This window comes from Ureibacillus acetophenoni (genome assembly GCF_900220965.1).
GTDB classification, from domain to species: domain Bacteria; phylum Bacillota; class Bacilli; order Bacillales_A; family Planococcaceae; genus Ureibacillus; species Ureibacillus acetophenoni.
This window is the reverse complement of sequence record NZ_OBQC01000005.1, coordinates 82866-99242: the sequence shown is the minus strand read 5'-3', so window position 1 is coordinate 99242 and position 16377 is coordinate 82866. Positions and strand designations below refer to the sequence as shown.

The following is a 16377-nucleotide window of genomic DNA, read 5'->3' as shown; positions in this document are numbered from 1 at the left end:
ATAAGTGGTAGAACGAGTACTTGCAACGGAAGAAGCAATTGCCCTTATTGAACAACTGAAAGCAAAACACGGGCCTGTCATGTTTCATCAGTCAGGAGGTTGCTGTGACGGTTCCAGTCCAATGTGCTATCCAGATGGGGATTTAATCTTAGGAGATCAAGACGTCCTCTTAGGTGAAATCGGTGGTGCGAAATTTTATATGCACAAAAATCAATTTGATTACTGGAAACATACACAACTCATTATTGATGTAGTTGACGGTCGTGGCGGGATGTTTTCATTAGAAGGTGTGCTTGGAAAACGGTTCTTAACAAGGTCTCGTGCGTTCACCAAGAGTGAGTTAGTGGAATTAAATTTAATATGATTTGTTGTGACTGTTAAATCAGTTCAGGAAAAGACAATCCAGATTAATAATGGATTGTCTTTTTTCTTTGTTTTTTGAAACTATTTTACATTTACTATAGTCTAACGGAAAATAGCTTTTTAAGGAGGTGTACTAGTAGTTGAGGGAGGAACAAGAAGAACAGCTTAAAGAAGCAATGGACCTTTATGGAGATTACATAGTGAGGCTTTGTTATACATATGTACGAAATTGGCTGACAGCCGAAGATTTAGCGCAAGAAACGTTTATAAAATTTTATCGAGCAATACCAAAATTCCGTCAACAATCAACGGTGAAAACATATTTATACCGAATTGCTGTGAATGTTTGTCATGACTATTTGGCCAGTTGGAAGCACAAACGAGTTGTCATTACGAATACCATTCAGAAGCTACTTAGTGCTGAGAAGACAACAGAACAAATAGTTCTACAACAAACGGAAGACGAAGCACTAATTGAGGCTATAGAAAACTTACCACCAAAATACAAGGATGTCATCGTCCTCTATCACTTTATAGAAATGTCTCAGGATGAAATTAGTGAAACTTTAAATTTACCATTAAATACAGTGAAAACACGGTTAAGACGTGCACGCCAAAAACTAGCATTTACGTTAAAGGAAGGAGAGGATTTTGATGGACCGCATTAAAAAAGTAATGGATGATGCGTATAGGGAAGGTAAATTTTCAGATGAGAAAAAGAGCGAAACATTAGTAGTTATTCAAAATAGGAAAAAAACATTTCAACCGGTTCCCGTTGTTGCTACCCTGTTTATCACTATTCTCATACTCTTGATCTCTACGATGATTCCCCCAACGGAACAAGTAGAGTATGTTAGTACTGAGAGAGCGGATGTTAATTTAGAAGAGGCGTATATGGAACGCATCCATTTAGGATTTAATATTACAACAGAAGAACAACTAGAAAATTATTTATCAGAAAGTGACTGGTTGTTACAACGTGCTTTGGAAAGTGGTAATAGTGTTTTTTATCACTCGCCCCAATTGAATCAGTGGGAACGAAAAGACTTAGCCACACTTCTGCATTATCTTTATATTTGGCGAGATACGTATGGTTCAAAAGCTCTTCCTTTTGATACGACGGTTACAACCTTTTATGACGTATTACGTGAAGCTCCTTTCTATGTGAAAGTGTTGAGTGACTTTTTTGACGATGAGCCATATATGACCTCTATGGAGGAAATAGGGGAAATTCCAGTCACTAATTTTGGTGCAATGTCACAAGGTAATCAAATAGGTTTAATTATTACAATTATTTTCTTTATCATTCTTTTTGTATGGAATACAAAAAGTAGGGTGAATTTACTTTTCAGGTTGATTCCTATTGTGATTATCTTAATGTGCCTTATTCCTTTTGTTTCACCAGTGAAAAATGACTATGCCTATGATGAAACTTCTATAATGCAGGTAGCTCAAAAACAATTAGATTTGGATGGCGGTTTATTAGAAAATGCGGCAACGTTTAATAATGCGCGCTATGGGTTAATTTCTGTAAATGCTAAACGCTATATGGTGACATTTATAGAAGATGAACACGGCTACAGTTATTCAAGGTCTGTAGGTGGTTCAGACTGGGTAATGGAAGACCTCAACATGGGAAATGGAACTATGGAATATATATTTGGTTTTTTTAAAGGACATCCTTATTCGAAGGTAAAACTCGTTGGTGATGGTGGTCAAGAAGTAGAGATTCATGTAACACCGGGAGAATCTGTAATAAAAAAAGTGGAATTGACAAATGACTCTTACCGTTATTATTACTACGACGATAAAGGAAACGAAATCCAATAAGCTAAGAGCCCAGTTTATAAATCAAAAAGGCCGTATTTGAATGGTTTCATTCAATACGGCTTCGTTTTTTATACTATAAATTATATTGCTTTATTATAATAAGAAGCTTTCTTGCCTTTATTTTTTTTAACAGCAAGTACTTCTTCAACTCTTTTAATATATTCATGATCATTTGATATTCTTGTTAAGCTTGTTAATAAATAGGGTCTCAAACCAGAATTTATTTTTTTGTATCTTACGAGATTGATTAAATACTTTGCCATTTTAAAGGATTTAAGATGAGTGTGTCCTTTTTTGAACTCCTTCTTCGTATTTACAACCATAAATTCTTGCTTTCGCCCTTTGTAGAAAGGGGTAATAATAAATTCATCTTTCTTGAAGATTTGATTCATATTATCTTCATCCCTTTTCTCGAATATTTAAGAAAATACATAAAGAATATCTTTTAAAAAAGAGAATATTAAATAAGCGTTTTCAAATTGCTGTGCATCAACTCCAAATTCAATCAAATTTCAGTGAATCCTTAATACAATTGTATCTCGAAACTAGGGAAATTAGTTCAAAAATGTGTGTAAATATTTTGTAAAATCAAGGTGTTTGTATGGGATATCTAAAGTTCATGATAAGACATTGTAAATTTAATAAATGCAACAAACCCTTGTGAAACTATTTTATGAAATTTTCGTAGAAAGGTTATAGGAGTGATATTACGTGGATCAACAACAATTTATAACCGCATTTCAAGGAAATTATGAAAGAGCAAGTCTTTACTTTAGTAATAGCTTTGATCGACAACTACTTATTTCTTTAGCTTGTAAATATACATTAGCGAACAAAACCTTTAGTGGTGTAGCTTTAGAAAATATATGTGCAGAAATCGATAATGCTAAAAGTCGTGAATTTTCTTTTCAACTAGGGTCTCCATCAAGCTACAAACTGGCCGCTTATCTACAAGATGAAAAAGATATACAGCAGGCAATCCAACACTTAATTGACAATGACAAAATACTAAAATCCAATAAGTTTAAATCTAACCATTATCGTGTTCTCGCTTCTTTATTTCTTCAAGACGACCGAAATCTTCATGCAAAAAGAGCAAAACAATTATTTGATGAGATGAATGGACATCAACCCTTTTTAACGTCTAATGAAGATATACCATATGTTGTTTTATTAACAAGAGAAGAAAATGATATTGTACAACAAGCAAAAACGATGGTTCAGTACTACAAAGAATTAAATAAACATCAATTCCAAATGGGAAACCATCTTCAAGCATTAGCGCAAATCCTTACAATTTATAGTATTGATTATTCTGATACGTTATCCCAGTACGTAGTAAAACTAAGAGATGAATTGGTGGATAACGGAGTAAAAGTGAAGAAGTATCATTATCCATTTTTAGGTTTATTAGCACTAGCTGCGACGGATGATTATAAAATAAATGAAATTGTTACATTACATACCGAGTTATGTACTTTAAAAGCTTTTAAACAGGCAAAGGATTATGCACTAATTGTTGCTATCCAAAAAGTAATCAGGGATTTATTAGAACTTCAATCGTTAGTAGACCTTTCCAATGCTTCGAAGTTGGATATGTTAGTTGAAGTTGCTGAAATTGGAATAGATATTTTCTCTATATTTCCAAGTGGCGTAGGCTCCATTATTGGTGATTTATTTAATTGATAGATGAAGGGGGTTCATTATGAATAATAACGAGTTTATTGAGTTGTTTGAAAAGAACTATGAAAAAGTCAAATCCCATTTAGGTTGGTCAGTCGATAAGCGAGTTGCTGTTATGATAGCAAGTAGTTATTCTTCAAAGGGTAAGAGTTTTAACGAACAAACCTTTAATGAAGTAATTCAAGCGATTAAACAACAAACGAAATGGTACCACACACTAAGAGTTAGTGGAAACCTCCAATATTGTATAGCCATGATGTTGGATGGGAAAGGCGATACCAATTCTTTAGTAAATGAGTTATTAGTAAATGAAGAACTACTAAAATCTGTGAAATTCACACGCACACAATATAGCTATATAGCTGCATTATTTTTACCAAATGATGAAGCAAATAAGAAAACTATTGCTGAAAATGCCCAAAAGTTATATAAAACGATTCGAAAGCACCATCCGTTTTTAACTTCATATGAAGATGTACCATTTGCTGTGTTATTAAGCAGTGAAGTTGATGATTCTGAAAAACGTGCAGCTATTATGAATAGATATTATAAAGAGTTACGTGAAAATAATTTCTATATGGGAAATGAGTTGCAATGGCTTTCACAAATTTTAACCTTCTATGGCACAGAGTATGTTGAACAGCTTGTGCCATATGTCATAGAAATTCGAAAACAATTAAATGATAACGGAATAAAAATTAAGCATATCCATTATCCAATTTTAGGATTCTTGGCAATAGCAGGTACCAATACAGCTCAAATTAATGAAATTAGTAACCTGTTTAAAGAGCTTTCGAAACTAAAATTATTACGATGGTACAAAGACATCATTCTTAGTATTGCGGTTCAGAAATATTTATGTGACTTAGTCAATGTCAATGAATCATTGGAAATGAGTATAGTGACGTCTTTTGAAATGTTACTCCAAGCAGAACAGGCAATGATGATAAGTGTAACAATGGCAGCGGTAGTAGCTTCGTCATCAAGTTCCTCCTCTTAGAAATGTATATTATTTGTTTTAGAACAAATAGTGATAAAATGGTATCAACAAGTACTGTTTGAGGGGTGTGGAATTTGAAAGAAACGAAACTATGGATCAATGGTAAATGGGTTGAAACGAAAGATACCTACACACTTACATCACCATATGATGGGCAACCAATTGCAAGCGTTGCCAAAGCCTCTACATCGGATGTAGAAAGAGCCATAGAAGGTGCACATAAAGCTTTTCAATCATTTAAAAAGACAACAGCCTATGAGCGTGCTGAAATATTATATAAAGTTGTAGATATAATGCGTGGAAGAAAGCAAGAGTTTGCTGAAATTTTAGCGAAGGAAGCAGGAAAGCCACTATCAGCTGGTCTCACAGAAATTGACCGGACGATTGCTACGTACCAGTTTTCTGCTGAAGCAGCAAAACAATCTACAGGGGAAACTGTTCCTATGGATGCAGCACCAGGCACAAAAGATCGCATCGGGTTTACAAAACGAGTACCACTAGGTGTAGTATCTGCCATTACACCGTTTAACTTCCCGTTTAATCTAGTTGCACATAAATTAGGACCTGCTATTGCAGTTGGAAACACTGTCGTATTAAAACCTGCAAATCAAACACCTTTAAGTGCTATTGTCATGGCAGAAATTTTTAAAGAAGCAGGATTACCTGATGGTGTTTTACAAATCGTAACAGGATCTGGAAGTGAATTAAGCGATTCATTAATTACACATCCATTAGTGAAGAAAGTAACCTTTACTGGTAGTGGAGCAGTTGGACTTAAAATAAAAGAAAAAGTCGGTTTACGTAAAGTAACTTTAGAATTAGGGTCAAACGCTGCACTAATAATTGAACCTAGTACACCCATTGACAAAATCATTTCACGCTGTGTAGGTGGGGCCTTCGGATTTGCCGGTCAAGTTTGTATATCATTACAACGTATCTATATACACGAATCGATTTATGATCAGTTTACCAATGCATTTGTAGAAGAAACGAAGAAGTTAACAGTAGGAAATCCATTAGATCCGGCAACAGATGTTAGCGCCATGATTCATCCAAAAGAAGTAGAGCGTATGAAAATTTGGATTGAGGAAGCGAAGGAACAGGGAGCAAAAGTGGCAACAGGGGCGGAATTTACAGAAAGATGGATGACTCCAACTGTGATGACAAATGTAAAGCCTGATATGAAAATTGTCTGTTTAGAAACATTCGCTCCAATTGTTTCGCTTGTTCCTTATAAAACGTTAGATGAAGCCATTGAATATGTAAATGAATCTGATTTAGGGTTAAATGCAGGCATTTATACAAACGTACTTACAGATGCTTTAAAAGCTGCAGATGAGATGGAAGCCGGAACGATCGTTATTAACGATATACCTACATTCCGCGTAGATAACATGCCTTATGGTGGTGTGAAAAACAGTGGTTATGGTCGTGAAGGAATAAAATACGCTATACAGGAAATGACTGATTTAAAATTCATTACAATTAAAACAACATACTAACGGTATTAATCATCAAAGAGTAAAGGAAGTAAAACAGTGGAAAATACAGTCCCGATGGAGAGATCTCGTACAATTCAATCACACTTAGTATTACCGCCAGATGCAAATCACCACCTTTCTATATTTGGAGGAAAAGTGTTAGCATATATCGATGAGGTCGCTGCTATTGCCAGTATGAAGCATGCTAAAAGTGAGATTGTTACAGCAGCATTTGATTCTGTTGAATTTAAGTCGCCGGCATATGTTGGTGATATCCTTGAATTAGAAGCAGTTGTAACATCAACTGGTACGACATCTATGGAAGTTTATGTAAAAGTAAAAACGATTAATTTCCGTACAAGGGAAGAAAAAATTACGACGGAATCGTTTGTTACTAATGTTGCCATAGACAGTAAAGGTAAACCTATTCCAGTACCGAGTGTCTACCCAGAAACAGAGGAAGAAAAGGTGTTATTTGAAAGAGGTTTACTAAGAAGACAAGAACGTATGAAAAAGCGTAATAAATGATTTACGGGAGATCGTTAACAATCGATCTCCCTATAACGTAAACTAAAATACTACATAGTATTTGATTAAAAGAAATTGAAAAGGAAGTCATAAAAATGTGGAAACATCGTACAAAATTTGTTCTTCCAACAATGATTATTGTTGCGATTGCGTGTACATACATATTGTTCAACTATTATAGTGAAGTGGAATCTTATCATAAATTCATATTAATTGTTGCAGCAACACTATTCTCAGGTCTTATCTCAGCATTTCTTTTCCCTGCAGAAGAATTTAAACATAAAGAGGGTAAAGAAGGACAAAAAAAATAACACAACAAAGCAAATCCGACTAAAGGTAGAATGTTTAGTCGGATTTTTTACCTAATTTTTCAAAATTTTGATTTTTATAGACTGATTCTCTATAAAGTTGTCAATCCTACATATGTAAAACGACAGAGTACTTTCTATTTGCATTTTTTTAGAACCGTTACTATAATAAAGTCAAAGATAGTCAAAGTCAGGACATCTAGTGAGGTGAGGTATAAAAAAATGAGGAATATATCTGACATCATAGAAGGGTATTTAAAACAAGTTATCGAAATAGGTGGCAAAGGACATGTTGAAATTAAAAGAAGCGAATTAGCGGATAAATTCCAATGTGTACCTTCGCAAATCAATTACGTTATTAATACACGCTTTACCGTAGAAAGAGGTTACTTAGTAGAGAGTAAAAGAGGTGGCGGAGGATATATCCGTATTGTTCGTGTAAGGCCAAATTCTAAGCTCGATTTATTAGATTCGATGATTGACCAAATTGAAAACGGTGCAACACAAGCAATGGCAGAAGATATTATCTATCGACTTATAGATGAGTCTGTCATAACGAAAAGGGAGGCGAAGCTCATGATGGCCGCCCTTGATCGATCGACTCTAAGATTGGACTTACCTATTAGAGATTCATTAAGGTCTTACATTATGAGAGCAATGTTAGCTACCTTAAAATATGATAACCAGTGAGGTGACGGTTATGATTTGTGAACATTGTAAAGTTAGAGAAGCGAGCGTAACGGTTACACAAATTATTAATGGTCAAAAGAGTGAACGACATTATTGTGAAGTATGTGCCGGTCAATTCCATCCATTTCATATCGACTTTAATAAGGATGATAATCTACAACTTGCACAACTCGTTTCAAATTGGTTTGGTTTACCTATTTGGAAAAATGAAACGCAAGAAAAACAAACTCAAGCTGCACAGACAGCGACAACATGTCCTACATGCGGATATTCATTTCGCCAATTTCTAAACGAAGGAAAGCTTGGATGCTCCCAATGTTATGAAACATTTAGTAATAAACTTCCGCAAGTTTTAACAAAAATCCAATCTGGGACAAAACATACCGGAAAAATACCGGGAACAACGACTAATAATCACTTATTGCTAAAAAAGCAGATCGATAAGATTCGTGAAAAGTTACAACAAGCAATTGTTGAAGAACGGTTTGAAGATGCTGCCAACCTGCGAGATGAGATTAAAGATTTAGAAAGAAAGCTTGAAGTTGGGGGTGTTGATACACCATGAATCTCGAACATTTTTTAAAAAATGAAGCCCCAAGTTGGATGAGTAAAGATGGAGTCGATGCTGATATTGTTATCAGTACAAGAATTCGATTAGCTCGAAATCTAGCTGGCTATCGATACCCAAGAAGTTTTTCTGAACAAGAAGCAAAGCATGTGGATGACGTTGTAACAAATGCGTTAACTAATATAAATAATGTGATGTTTTCGCATTTTACAATTAAAGAAATGCCAGCACTACAAAGACAAGTGTTAGTAGAAAAACATTTAATAAGCCCGCTTCTTGCTAAAAAAGAGAAGTCCGCCTCAGTGGTTATTTCTAACGATGAATCAATTAGTGTAATGGTTAATGAAGAAGACCATCTTCGAATACAATGTTTAGCACCAGGTTTTCAATTATTAGAAACCTACGAAATTGCAGATAAGCTTGATAGTTACCTTGAAAAACACTTACCTTACGCTTTTGATGAAACATTCGGATACTTAACTTCCTGTCCAACAAATGTTGGAACAGGCTTAAGAGCTTCCGTTATGATGCATCTTCCTGCATTAACGATGTCCAACCAAATGAAAGTTATAACACAAATGTTAACAAGATTAGGGATGGTTGTTAGAGGAATTTACGGTGAAGGTAGCGAAAACTTAGGTAACATGTATCAAATTTCTAACCAAGTGACACTTGGGAAAACTGAACAAGAAATATTAGAAGATCTACAAAATGTTGTTTCCCAAATTATACAAAATGAAAGAAAAGCAAGACAGTCTCTTATGAAACAAGCGCCCATTGCACTTGAAGACCGTATACAACGTGCTTTAGGGACATTACGATATGCACGTGTTATGACAAGTGATGAAGCGGCGACATGTTTATCCAATGTACGCCTTGGGGTAGACTTGGGGTTAATAAAAGGTATACCTATAAGCATATTAAATGAATGTATGATCTTAATTCAACAAGGATTTGTGCAACAGTATGCAGGTACAACTTTACAAGCAACAGAAAGAGACCTGTTCAGAGCAAAATTATTACGCGAAAAGTTAAATTCGGTAGATGAAAACTCGAAGGAAAAAGGAGAGGAAAAATATGATGTTTAATCGTTTTACACAACGTGCACAGAAAGTTTTACAACTAGCACAAGAAGAAGCTATTCGCTGGAAACATGAATCCATTGGAACAGAACATATTCTTCTAGGCCTTATTCGAGAAGGCGGTGGCATTGCGGCAAAAGCTTTAGAAGCAATTGATGTAAGCCCGCAAATTATTGAATCAGGAATAGAAGAGCTAGTAGGTAAAGGTACAAAAGATGTTGGTCCAATAGTGCATTATACACCTCGTGCGAAGAAAGTAATCGAATTATCTGTCGATGAATCTCGTAAACTAGGTCATGCTTACATTGGAACAGAGCATATTTTGTTGGCACTAATTCGTGAAGGCGAAGGTGTTGCAGCTCGTGTACTTGCAAATGCAGGGGTAAGCTTAAACAAGGCTCGTCAACAGGTATTATTATTACTTGGTAACAATGATACAACTCAAAGTGGTGCAAACCAAACTCAGTCAGTTAACACACCAACATTAGATGGATTAGCACGTGACTTAACTGCTATTGCAAGAGAAGGCTCTCTTGACCCTGTAATTGGTCGTAGCAAAGAGATTACTCGTGTAATTGAAGTGTTATCCCGTCGTACGAAAAACAACCCAGTATTAATCGGTGAACCGGGTGTTGGTAAAACGGCAATTGCTGAAGGTCTTGCACAACAAATTGTGAACAATGAAGTTCCAGAAATTTTACGCGATAAACGCGTTATGACGTTAGATATGGGTACTGTTGTTGCAGGTACAAAATACCGTGGTGAATTTGAAGATCGTTTGAAAAAGGTAATGGATGAAATTCGCCAAGCGGGTAACGTCATTCTATTCATCGACGAGTTACACACACTAATTGGTGCAGGTGGAGCAGAAGGTGCCATCGACGCATCTAATATTTTAAAACCATCTTTAGCTCGTGGTGAGTTACAATGTATCGGTGCAACAACGCTAGATGAGTATCGTAAATATATTGAAAAAGACGCTGCTCTAGAGCGTCGTTTCCAACCAATTCAAGTAGATGAACCGTCAGTAGAAGAAACAATTCTAATCATTAAAGGATTACGCGATCGCTATGAAGCACATCACCGTGTAAAAATTACTGATGAAGCAGTAGAAGCTGCTGCAAAATTATCAGATCGTTACATCTCAGATCGTTTCTTACCAGATAAAGCGATTGACTTAATTGATGAAGCGGGTTCAAAAGTAAGATTACGTTCATTTAACATCCCGCCAAATTTAAAAGCATTAGAAGACAAATTAGAAAATGTTCGTAACGAAAAAAATGCTGCGGTATCTTCTCAAGAATTTGAAAAAGCAGCAGCACTTCGCGATACAGAACAAAAAATTAAAGATGAGTTAGATCAAACTAAGAAAACGTGGAAAGAAAAACAAGGTAAAGAGGAATCAAAAGTTACAGTAGATGATATCGCTCAAGTTGTTTCTATGTGGACTCGAATCCCTGTAGCGAAAATTGCTCAAGAAGAATCTGCAAAACTTCTAAATCTTGAAGAAGAATTGCATAAACGTGTCGTTGGGCAAGGGGAAGCAGTAGAAGCAATTTCTCGTGCTATTCGTCGTGCTCGTGCGGGATTAAAAGATCCAAAACGTCCAATTGGTTCATTTATTTTCCTAGGACCTACTGGTGTAGGTAAAACTGAACTTGCTCGTGCCCTTGCTGAAGTAATGTTTGGTGACGAAGACGCTATGATTCGAATTGACATGTCTGAATACATGGAAAAACATTCAACTTCTCGACTTGTAGGTTCACCTCCAGGGTATGTAGGGTTTGATGAAGGTGGTCAATTAACTGAAAAGGTTCGTCGCAAACCATACTCTGTTGTGTTATTCGATGAAATTGAAAAGGCACATCCAGATGTATTCAACATTTTATTACAAGTGCTAGATGATGGCCGTCTAACGGACTCTAAAGGGCGTAAAGTAGACTTCCGCAATACAGTGGTCATTATGACATCAAACGTTGGTGCAGAGGCTCTTAAATACCGTAAACAATTAGGATTTGGAGCTGGAGCAAATTCTGCTAATAAATATGATGACATGAAGAGCACGATGCTTGAAGAATTGAAAAAAGCATTCCGTCCTGAGTTCTTAAATCGTATTGATGAAATGATCGTCTTCCATTCACTAGAAAAGGATCAATTAAAAGAAATCATTGCTTTAATGGCATCTTCATTAACAAAACGTTTAAAAGAGCAAGATATCGAACTAGAACTTACAGATACTGCTCTTGAAAAAATCGCTGATGAAGGTTACGATCCACAATATGGTGCACGTCCACTACGTAGATCACTACAGAAACATGTGGAAGATAGACTTTCTGAAGAACTTTTAAAAGGTAATGTCTCAAAAGGTCAACACGTTGTCATCGACTATGTTGAAGGTGAGTTTGTAGTAAAAACTAAAGATGTAGTACAATCTATATAAGTTAGAAAAGGTGTCTCGTATAACGCGGGCACCTTTTTTATTCATGAAACGTTAATAATGAGGAGGACATATGGCGAAAAAGAAAGTAAAGTTTTGTTGTAATTCCTGTGGCTATGAATCACCAAAATGGATGGGTAGATGTCCAGGTTGTGGTGAATGGAATACGTTTGTGGAAGAAGTTGAAATTGTAACGAAGGGCCCTAGAGGTGCATTCCAACATTCTAGTGACACAGTGGTGCAGAAAGCTACACCGATTGTTAAGGTGCAGACAGAGAAAGAAACAAGAATTGAAACTGGAATGGAAGAACTAAATCGTGTTCTTGGTGGGGGGATTGTTCCTGGAGCTCTTGTTCTAATCGGAGGAGACCCAGGTATCGGAAAATCCACTTTACTAATGCAAGTGTCAGCGCTGTTATCCCAAAAAGGAAATCGTGTATTGTACATATCTGGGGAAGAATCAATGCGTCAAACAAAGCTTCGGGCAGAACGACTTGGTGTAACATCCGAAGAATTATATATTTACTCAGAGACAAACTTAGAACTCATCCATCAAACAATCGAAGAAGTGGCGCCGAAGTTTGTTGTGGTCGATTCAATCCAAACTATTCATCATCCTGAAGTAACGAGTGCAGCGGGCAGTGTATCACAAGTGCGGGAATGTACAGGTGAACTTATGCGTATTGCTAAGACGAAGGGGATTGCTATTTTCTTAGTTGGACATGTTACTAAGGAAGGTCAAATTGCAGGTCCAAGATTGTTAGAACATATGGTTGATACGGTTCTCTATTTTGAAGGGGAACGCCATCACACATATCGAATATTAAGAAGTCATAAAAATCGCTTTGGCTCTACAAACGAAATCGCTATATTTGAAATGATTTTTAACGGTTTGAAGGAAGTTAACAACCCTTCTGAATTATTTTTACAGGAACGATCACACGGAGCTCCGGGGTCAACCATTGTTGCATCGATGGAAGGGACAAGACCTATATTAGTAGAAATTCAATCCCTTGTAACACCAACGAGCTTTAATTACCCGAAACGTATGGCAACGGGATTAGACCATAACCGAGTGCAATTGTTAATGGCTGTTTTAGAAAAAAGAATGGGAATGCTTTTACAAGCCCAAGATGCATATATTAAAGTAGCGGGCGGAGTAAAATTAGATGAACCAGCTATTGACTTAGCAGTATTAACTTCAATTGTATCAAGTTATAAGGAACAACCTGTAAAATCAACGGATTGTTTTATAGGTGAAGTTGGGTTAATCGGAGAAGTTAGGCGTGTATCCCGTATTGAGCAACGTGTCCAAGAGGCACAAAGATTAGGGTTTAAAAGAGCGTTTATACCGGCATCAAATTTAGGTGGCTGGGAGTATCCAGAAGGTATTCAAGTGATCGGAGTGGAGACAATTAACGAATCGTTAAGAGCTTGTTTTAATGATTTGTAAAGAAATATTAAAATGCCTATACAATTTCATATGTGTATGGGCATTTTTAGTTTTAATTATGGGTAGAAATTAATATAGGATTCGTAAATTAGGAAAGATGGCATTCGTACTCCCTGTATTTTTACCTAAATATTGATTTGTCGGGGGTTACACTTCGCAAACAAATTGGGGGTTACTGTATAATATTATTAAAAAAAGGAGGTGAATGAAATGTTAAAGAAAATTATACAATTTGCATTCTTATTTATCGGTGGAGCGTTAGGTTTTGTCTTTTTACCGCCATTATACGAATTTATAAATTTATCCTCTAATCCTTGGCTTAACAATCCATATGTTTCGGTAGGAATAGGTGCATTATTGTTATTTATTTTATCTTTTGCATTATCAGACTACTGCGTAAAATTGATTCAATGGTTGGAAGAAGTGTTATTTAAAATACCAGCTGCAGATTTATTATTTGGTACTCTCGGTTTAATTGTTGGTTTAATCGTAGCATACTTAATTGGGTTTGCCATTGAACGTATTCAAATACCAATTATTAACGATATTTTGCCAATTTTATTATCCATTATTTTAGGTTATCTAGGTTTCCGTTTAGGTTTTACGAAACGTGATGAATTAAGCCAGATGCTTTCAAAATCAGGGTCAGGGTCTAAAAGGAAAAGTGGAGAACAAGGTCTACTGCAGCAAAGTGAACAAAAGACGTTATACAAACTGTTGGATACTAGTGTAATTATTGATGGTCGAATTGCTGATATTTCCTCAACAGGTTTTATTGAAGGTATTCTTGTTGTGCCGCAATTTGTCCTAACAGAGCTTCAACATATTGCTGACTCGTCTGATACGTTAAAGAGAACGCGCGGACGACGTGGGCTAGATATTCTAAAAAAATTACAAGATGAACGTGCAACTAAAGTAATTATTACTGAAGAAGACTTTGAAGATGTTCACGAAGTCGATTTAAAATTAGTTCGGTTGGCAAAAAAAATGGATGCTCAAATACTAACAAATGACTTTAATTTAAATAAAGTTTGTGAACTACACAAGGTACAAGTTCTAAATATTAACGATCTTGCAAACGCAGTGAAACCAGTTGTTATTCCTGGAGAGGATATGCAAGTCCTAGTTATAAAAGATGGTAAAGAGCATAATCAAGGTGTTGCATATTTGGATGATGGCACTATGATTGTTGTTGAAGGTGGGCGTAGCTATATTGGCCAATCCATTACAGTAACGGTAACTAGTGTGTTACAAACTTCTGCTGGACGTATGATCTTTGCTAAACCAAAAGATGAAGTAGCATAAATGTTACAATATGAGAGAAGTCAGATTTAGTAGGAAGTGGAAATGAAGTGCGTTATGAAGTTGTATTACCTGCAGCAGGTAGTGGTAAGCGTATGGGCGCGGGGAAGAATAAGTTATTTTTATTACTCCAACAAAAGCCGATTTTAATCCATACGTTAGAAGTATTCCAAAATGATGACAATTGCACAGGCATTTGGTTAGCTGTTAAACCTGAGGAACGTGAATATATTCAACAATTGCTTGATGAATATGGCATTACAAAAGTGAAGGGTTTACCAAATGGTGGTGAAGAACGACAACATTCTGTCCATTCTTGTATAAAGGAAATGGAACAAGTAGACATTGTACTCGTCCATGATGCTGCAAGACCGTTTATAACTCATGAAATTATAGCGAGCCTTGTGGTTTGCGCAATGGAAAAGGGTGCTGCCATTGCTGGGGTAAAAGCTAAGGACACTATGAAAAAAGTGCGTGATGGTGTGATTATTGAAACAGTAGATCGTGAGGATTTATGGATGATTCAAACACCCCAAGCCTTTCGTTTTGAATTATTGTATGAAGCTGAAGATGTTGCGGAAAAGGAAGGTTTTTTAGGTACCGACGAAGCAATGCTTGTTGAACGTCTAGGTCACCCCGTACATATCGTTGAAGCGAGTTACGATAATATTAAAATGACTACTATAGAAGATTTAGTGTTGGGTGAAGCGATTCTTAAAAAGAGAGCCTAACACCCATTAAATAAGAAATTTTAAAGTCCCATCAACGCAAACAGTTGCTGGGATTTTTTTAACTTGTTTTTAAAAATGTAAAATTGCCAAACAGCCGAAAGTGAGATACGACTTATCTGATATTAAGTGCATTTTGCACATAATTCCAAATATGTCGTATCTTAAATACGGCATTTAACAAAAAATTAATTTTGAAACAAATATGACTAAAATATACCCTAGATTAAACTGAAGACGAGATTAAAAATTGATAATAGTAGTTCATCGTTTGTTAAATTTTTGAGCATTGCTTACAATCCAACAGAATGGGAAATATGTTAATATATGAAATGGAATATTAGATAAAATTTCTAAATGAAAAGGATGGTGAATGTTGCTCGAGTCTTCTTTAAGAATCGTTGCAACAGTAATATATGTTTCGAATTGGACAAGGATTTGATGTTCATGCATTTGCAGAAGGGCGTCCATTGATTTTAGGTGGAATTACAATTCCTCATGATCGTGGTCTAATAGGACATTCTGATGCGGATGTATTATTACATACAGTGACGGATGCAGCGTTAGGAGCGATAGGAGAAGGAGACATCGGCCGACACTTCCCGGACACAGACCCAGAATTTAAAGATGCGGATAGTGCGAAGTTGTTAGAGTACATTTGGAAGATCGTTGAAGACAAAGGATATGTACTAGGGAATGTAGATTGTACAATTATGGCGCAACGTCCGAAAATGGCACCTTATATCGAACAAATGCGAGCTCGAATTGCAGAACTGTTAAACGCTGAACCTTCTCAAGTAAATGTGAAAGCAACGACTACTGAAAAGTTAGGCTTCACAGGGCGTGAAGAAGGAATTGCTGCAATGGCGACGATTTTATTAATTAAGAAGTAAGGGTAAGCGTACGCTTAGTGGGAATTGTATG

Annotated in this window: 17 protein-coding genes; 16 read left to right on the top strand and 1 reads right to left on the bottom strand. The window is 36.0% G+C overall.

Annotated features, from left to right (window positions below; genetic code table 11):
• Window positions 1–4: 4 nt before the first annotated feature.
• From CRO45_RS08895 to CRO45_RS08885, 3 genes are all read left to right on the top strand, one after another.
• Window positions 5–364, top strand: coding sequence for a DUF779 domain-containing protein (locus CRO45_RS08895; protein WP_097149307.1), 360 nt, complete (start codon window positions 5–7; stop codon window positions 362–364).
• 139 nt (window positions 365–503) lie between these two features.
• A complete protein-coding gene (locus CRO45_RS08890) occupies window positions 504–1031 on the top strand; it encodes a sigma-70 family RNA polymerase sigma factor (RefSeq protein WP_097149306.1) in 528 nt (175 codons plus the stop codon).
• Complete coding sequence (locus tag CRO45_RS08885) at window positions 1018–2193, top strand: hypothetical protein (RefSeq protein ID WP_097149305.1); 1176 nt, start codon at window positions 1018–1020, stop codon at window positions 2191–2193. Before CRO45_RS08890 ends, CRO45_RS08885 begins: the two co-directional genes overlap by 14 nt.
• A gap of 80 nt (window positions 2194–2273) precedes the next feature.
• Here CRO45_RS08885 and CRO45_RS08880 read toward each other — a convergent pair whose 3' ends face one another.
• On the bottom strand, window positions 2274–2585 hold the full coding sequence (locus tag CRO45_RS08880; RefSeq protein ID WP_097149304.1) for a hypothetical protein: 312 nt from the start codon (window positions 2583–2585) through the stop codon (window positions 2274–2276).
• A 319-nt stretch (window positions 2586–2904) separates the two neighbouring features.
• Here CRO45_RS08880 and CRO45_RS08875 point away from each other — a divergent pair, with 319 nt between their 5' ends.
• The 13 genes from CRO45_RS08875 to ispF all read left to right on the top strand — a co-directional run bounded on the left by CRO45_RS08875 (window position 2905) and on the right by ispF (window position 16346).
• The gene (locus tag CRO45_RS08875) at window positions 2905–3879 is read left to right on the top strand and encodes a DUF4003 family protein (protein WP_097149303.1); all 975 of its coding nucleotides are present in this window, start codon (window positions 2905–2907) and stop codon (window positions 3877–3879) included.
• 19 nt (window positions 3880–3898) lie between these two features.
• On the top strand, window positions 3899–4876 hold the full coding sequence (locus tag CRO45_RS08870; protein ID WP_097149302.1) for a DUF4003 family protein: 978 nt from the start codon (window positions 3899–3901) through the stop codon (window positions 4874–4876).
• 74 nt (window positions 4877–4950) lie between these two features.
• Complete coding sequence (locus tag CRO45_RS08865; protein WP_097149301.1) at window positions 4951–6378, top strand: aldehyde dehydrogenase family protein; 1428 nt, start codon at window positions 4951–4953, stop codon at window positions 6376–6378.
• 36 nt (window positions 6379–6414) lie between these two features.
• Complete coding sequence (locus CRO45_RS08860; protein WP_235864557.1) at window positions 6415–6885, top strand: acyl-CoA thioesterase; 471 nt, start codon at window positions 6415–6417, stop codon at window positions 6883–6885.
• Between the two features lie 95 nt (window positions 6886–6980).
• Window positions 6981–7196, top strand: a complete 216-nt coding sequence (locus CRO45_RS08855; protein ID WP_097149300.1) for a hypothetical protein — start codon at window positions 6981–6983, stop codon at window positions 7194–7196.
• Between the two features lie 219 nt (window positions 7197–7415).
• Window positions 7416–7883 (top strand): CtsR family transcriptional regulator, encoded by a 468-nt coding sequence (locus CRO45_RS08850; RefSeq protein WP_097149299.1) that lies wholly within the window; start codon window positions 7416–7418, stop codon window positions 7881–7883.
• 10 nt (window positions 7884–7893) lie between these two features.
• Window positions 7894–8448 carry a UvrB/UvrC motif-containing protein gene (locus tag CRO45_RS08845; RefSeq protein ID WP_097149298.1) on the top strand — a complete coding sequence of 185 codons (555 nt, stop codon included), beginning with the start codon at window positions 7894–7896 and terminating at the stop codon, window positions 8446–8448.
• Complete coding sequence (locus CRO45_RS08840; RefSeq protein ID WP_097149297.1) at window positions 8445–9539, top strand: protein arginine kinase; 1095 nt, start codon at window positions 8445–8447, stop codon at window positions 9537–9539. The genes CRO45_RS08845 and CRO45_RS08840 overlap by 4 nt, the downstream gene beginning before the upstream one ends.
• Complete coding sequence (locus CRO45_RS08835; protein WP_097149296.1) at window positions 9529–11973, top strand: ATP-dependent Clp protease ATP-binding subunit; 2445 nt, start codon at window positions 9529–9531, stop codon at window positions 11971–11973. Before CRO45_RS08840 ends, CRO45_RS08835 begins: the two co-directional genes overlap by 11 nt.
• A 70-nt stretch (window positions 11974–12043) precedes the next feature.
• Window positions 12044–13423, top strand: coding sequence for a DNA repair protein RadA (gene radA, locus CRO45_RS08830; protein ID WP_097149295.1), 1380 nt, complete (start codon window positions 12044–12046; stop codon window positions 13421–13423).
• A 210-nt stretch (window positions 13424–13633) separates the two neighbouring features.
• Window positions 13634–14728 carry a PIN/TRAM domain-containing protein gene (locus CRO45_RS08825; RefSeq protein ID WP_097149294.1) on the top strand — a complete coding sequence of 365 codons (1095 nt, stop codon included), beginning with the start codon at window positions 13634–13636 and terminating at the stop codon, window positions 14726–14728.
• A gap of 47 nt (window positions 14729–14775) precedes the next feature.
• Window positions 14776–15456: a 2-C-methyl-D-erythritol 4-phosphate cytidylyltransferase gene (gene ispD, locus CRO45_RS08820; RefSeq protein WP_097149293.1), complete on the top strand. Its 681-nt coding sequence runs from the start codon at window positions 14776–14778 to the stop codon at window positions 15454–15456.
• 413 nt (window positions 15457–15869) lie between these two features.
• Window positions 15870–16346, top strand: coding sequence for a 2-C-methyl-D-erythritol 2,4-cyclodiphosphate synthase (gene ispF, locus CRO45_RS08815; protein WP_097149292.1), 477 nt, complete (start codon window positions 15870–15872; stop codon window positions 16344–16346).
• Window positions 16347–16377: the final 31 nt, after the last annotated feature.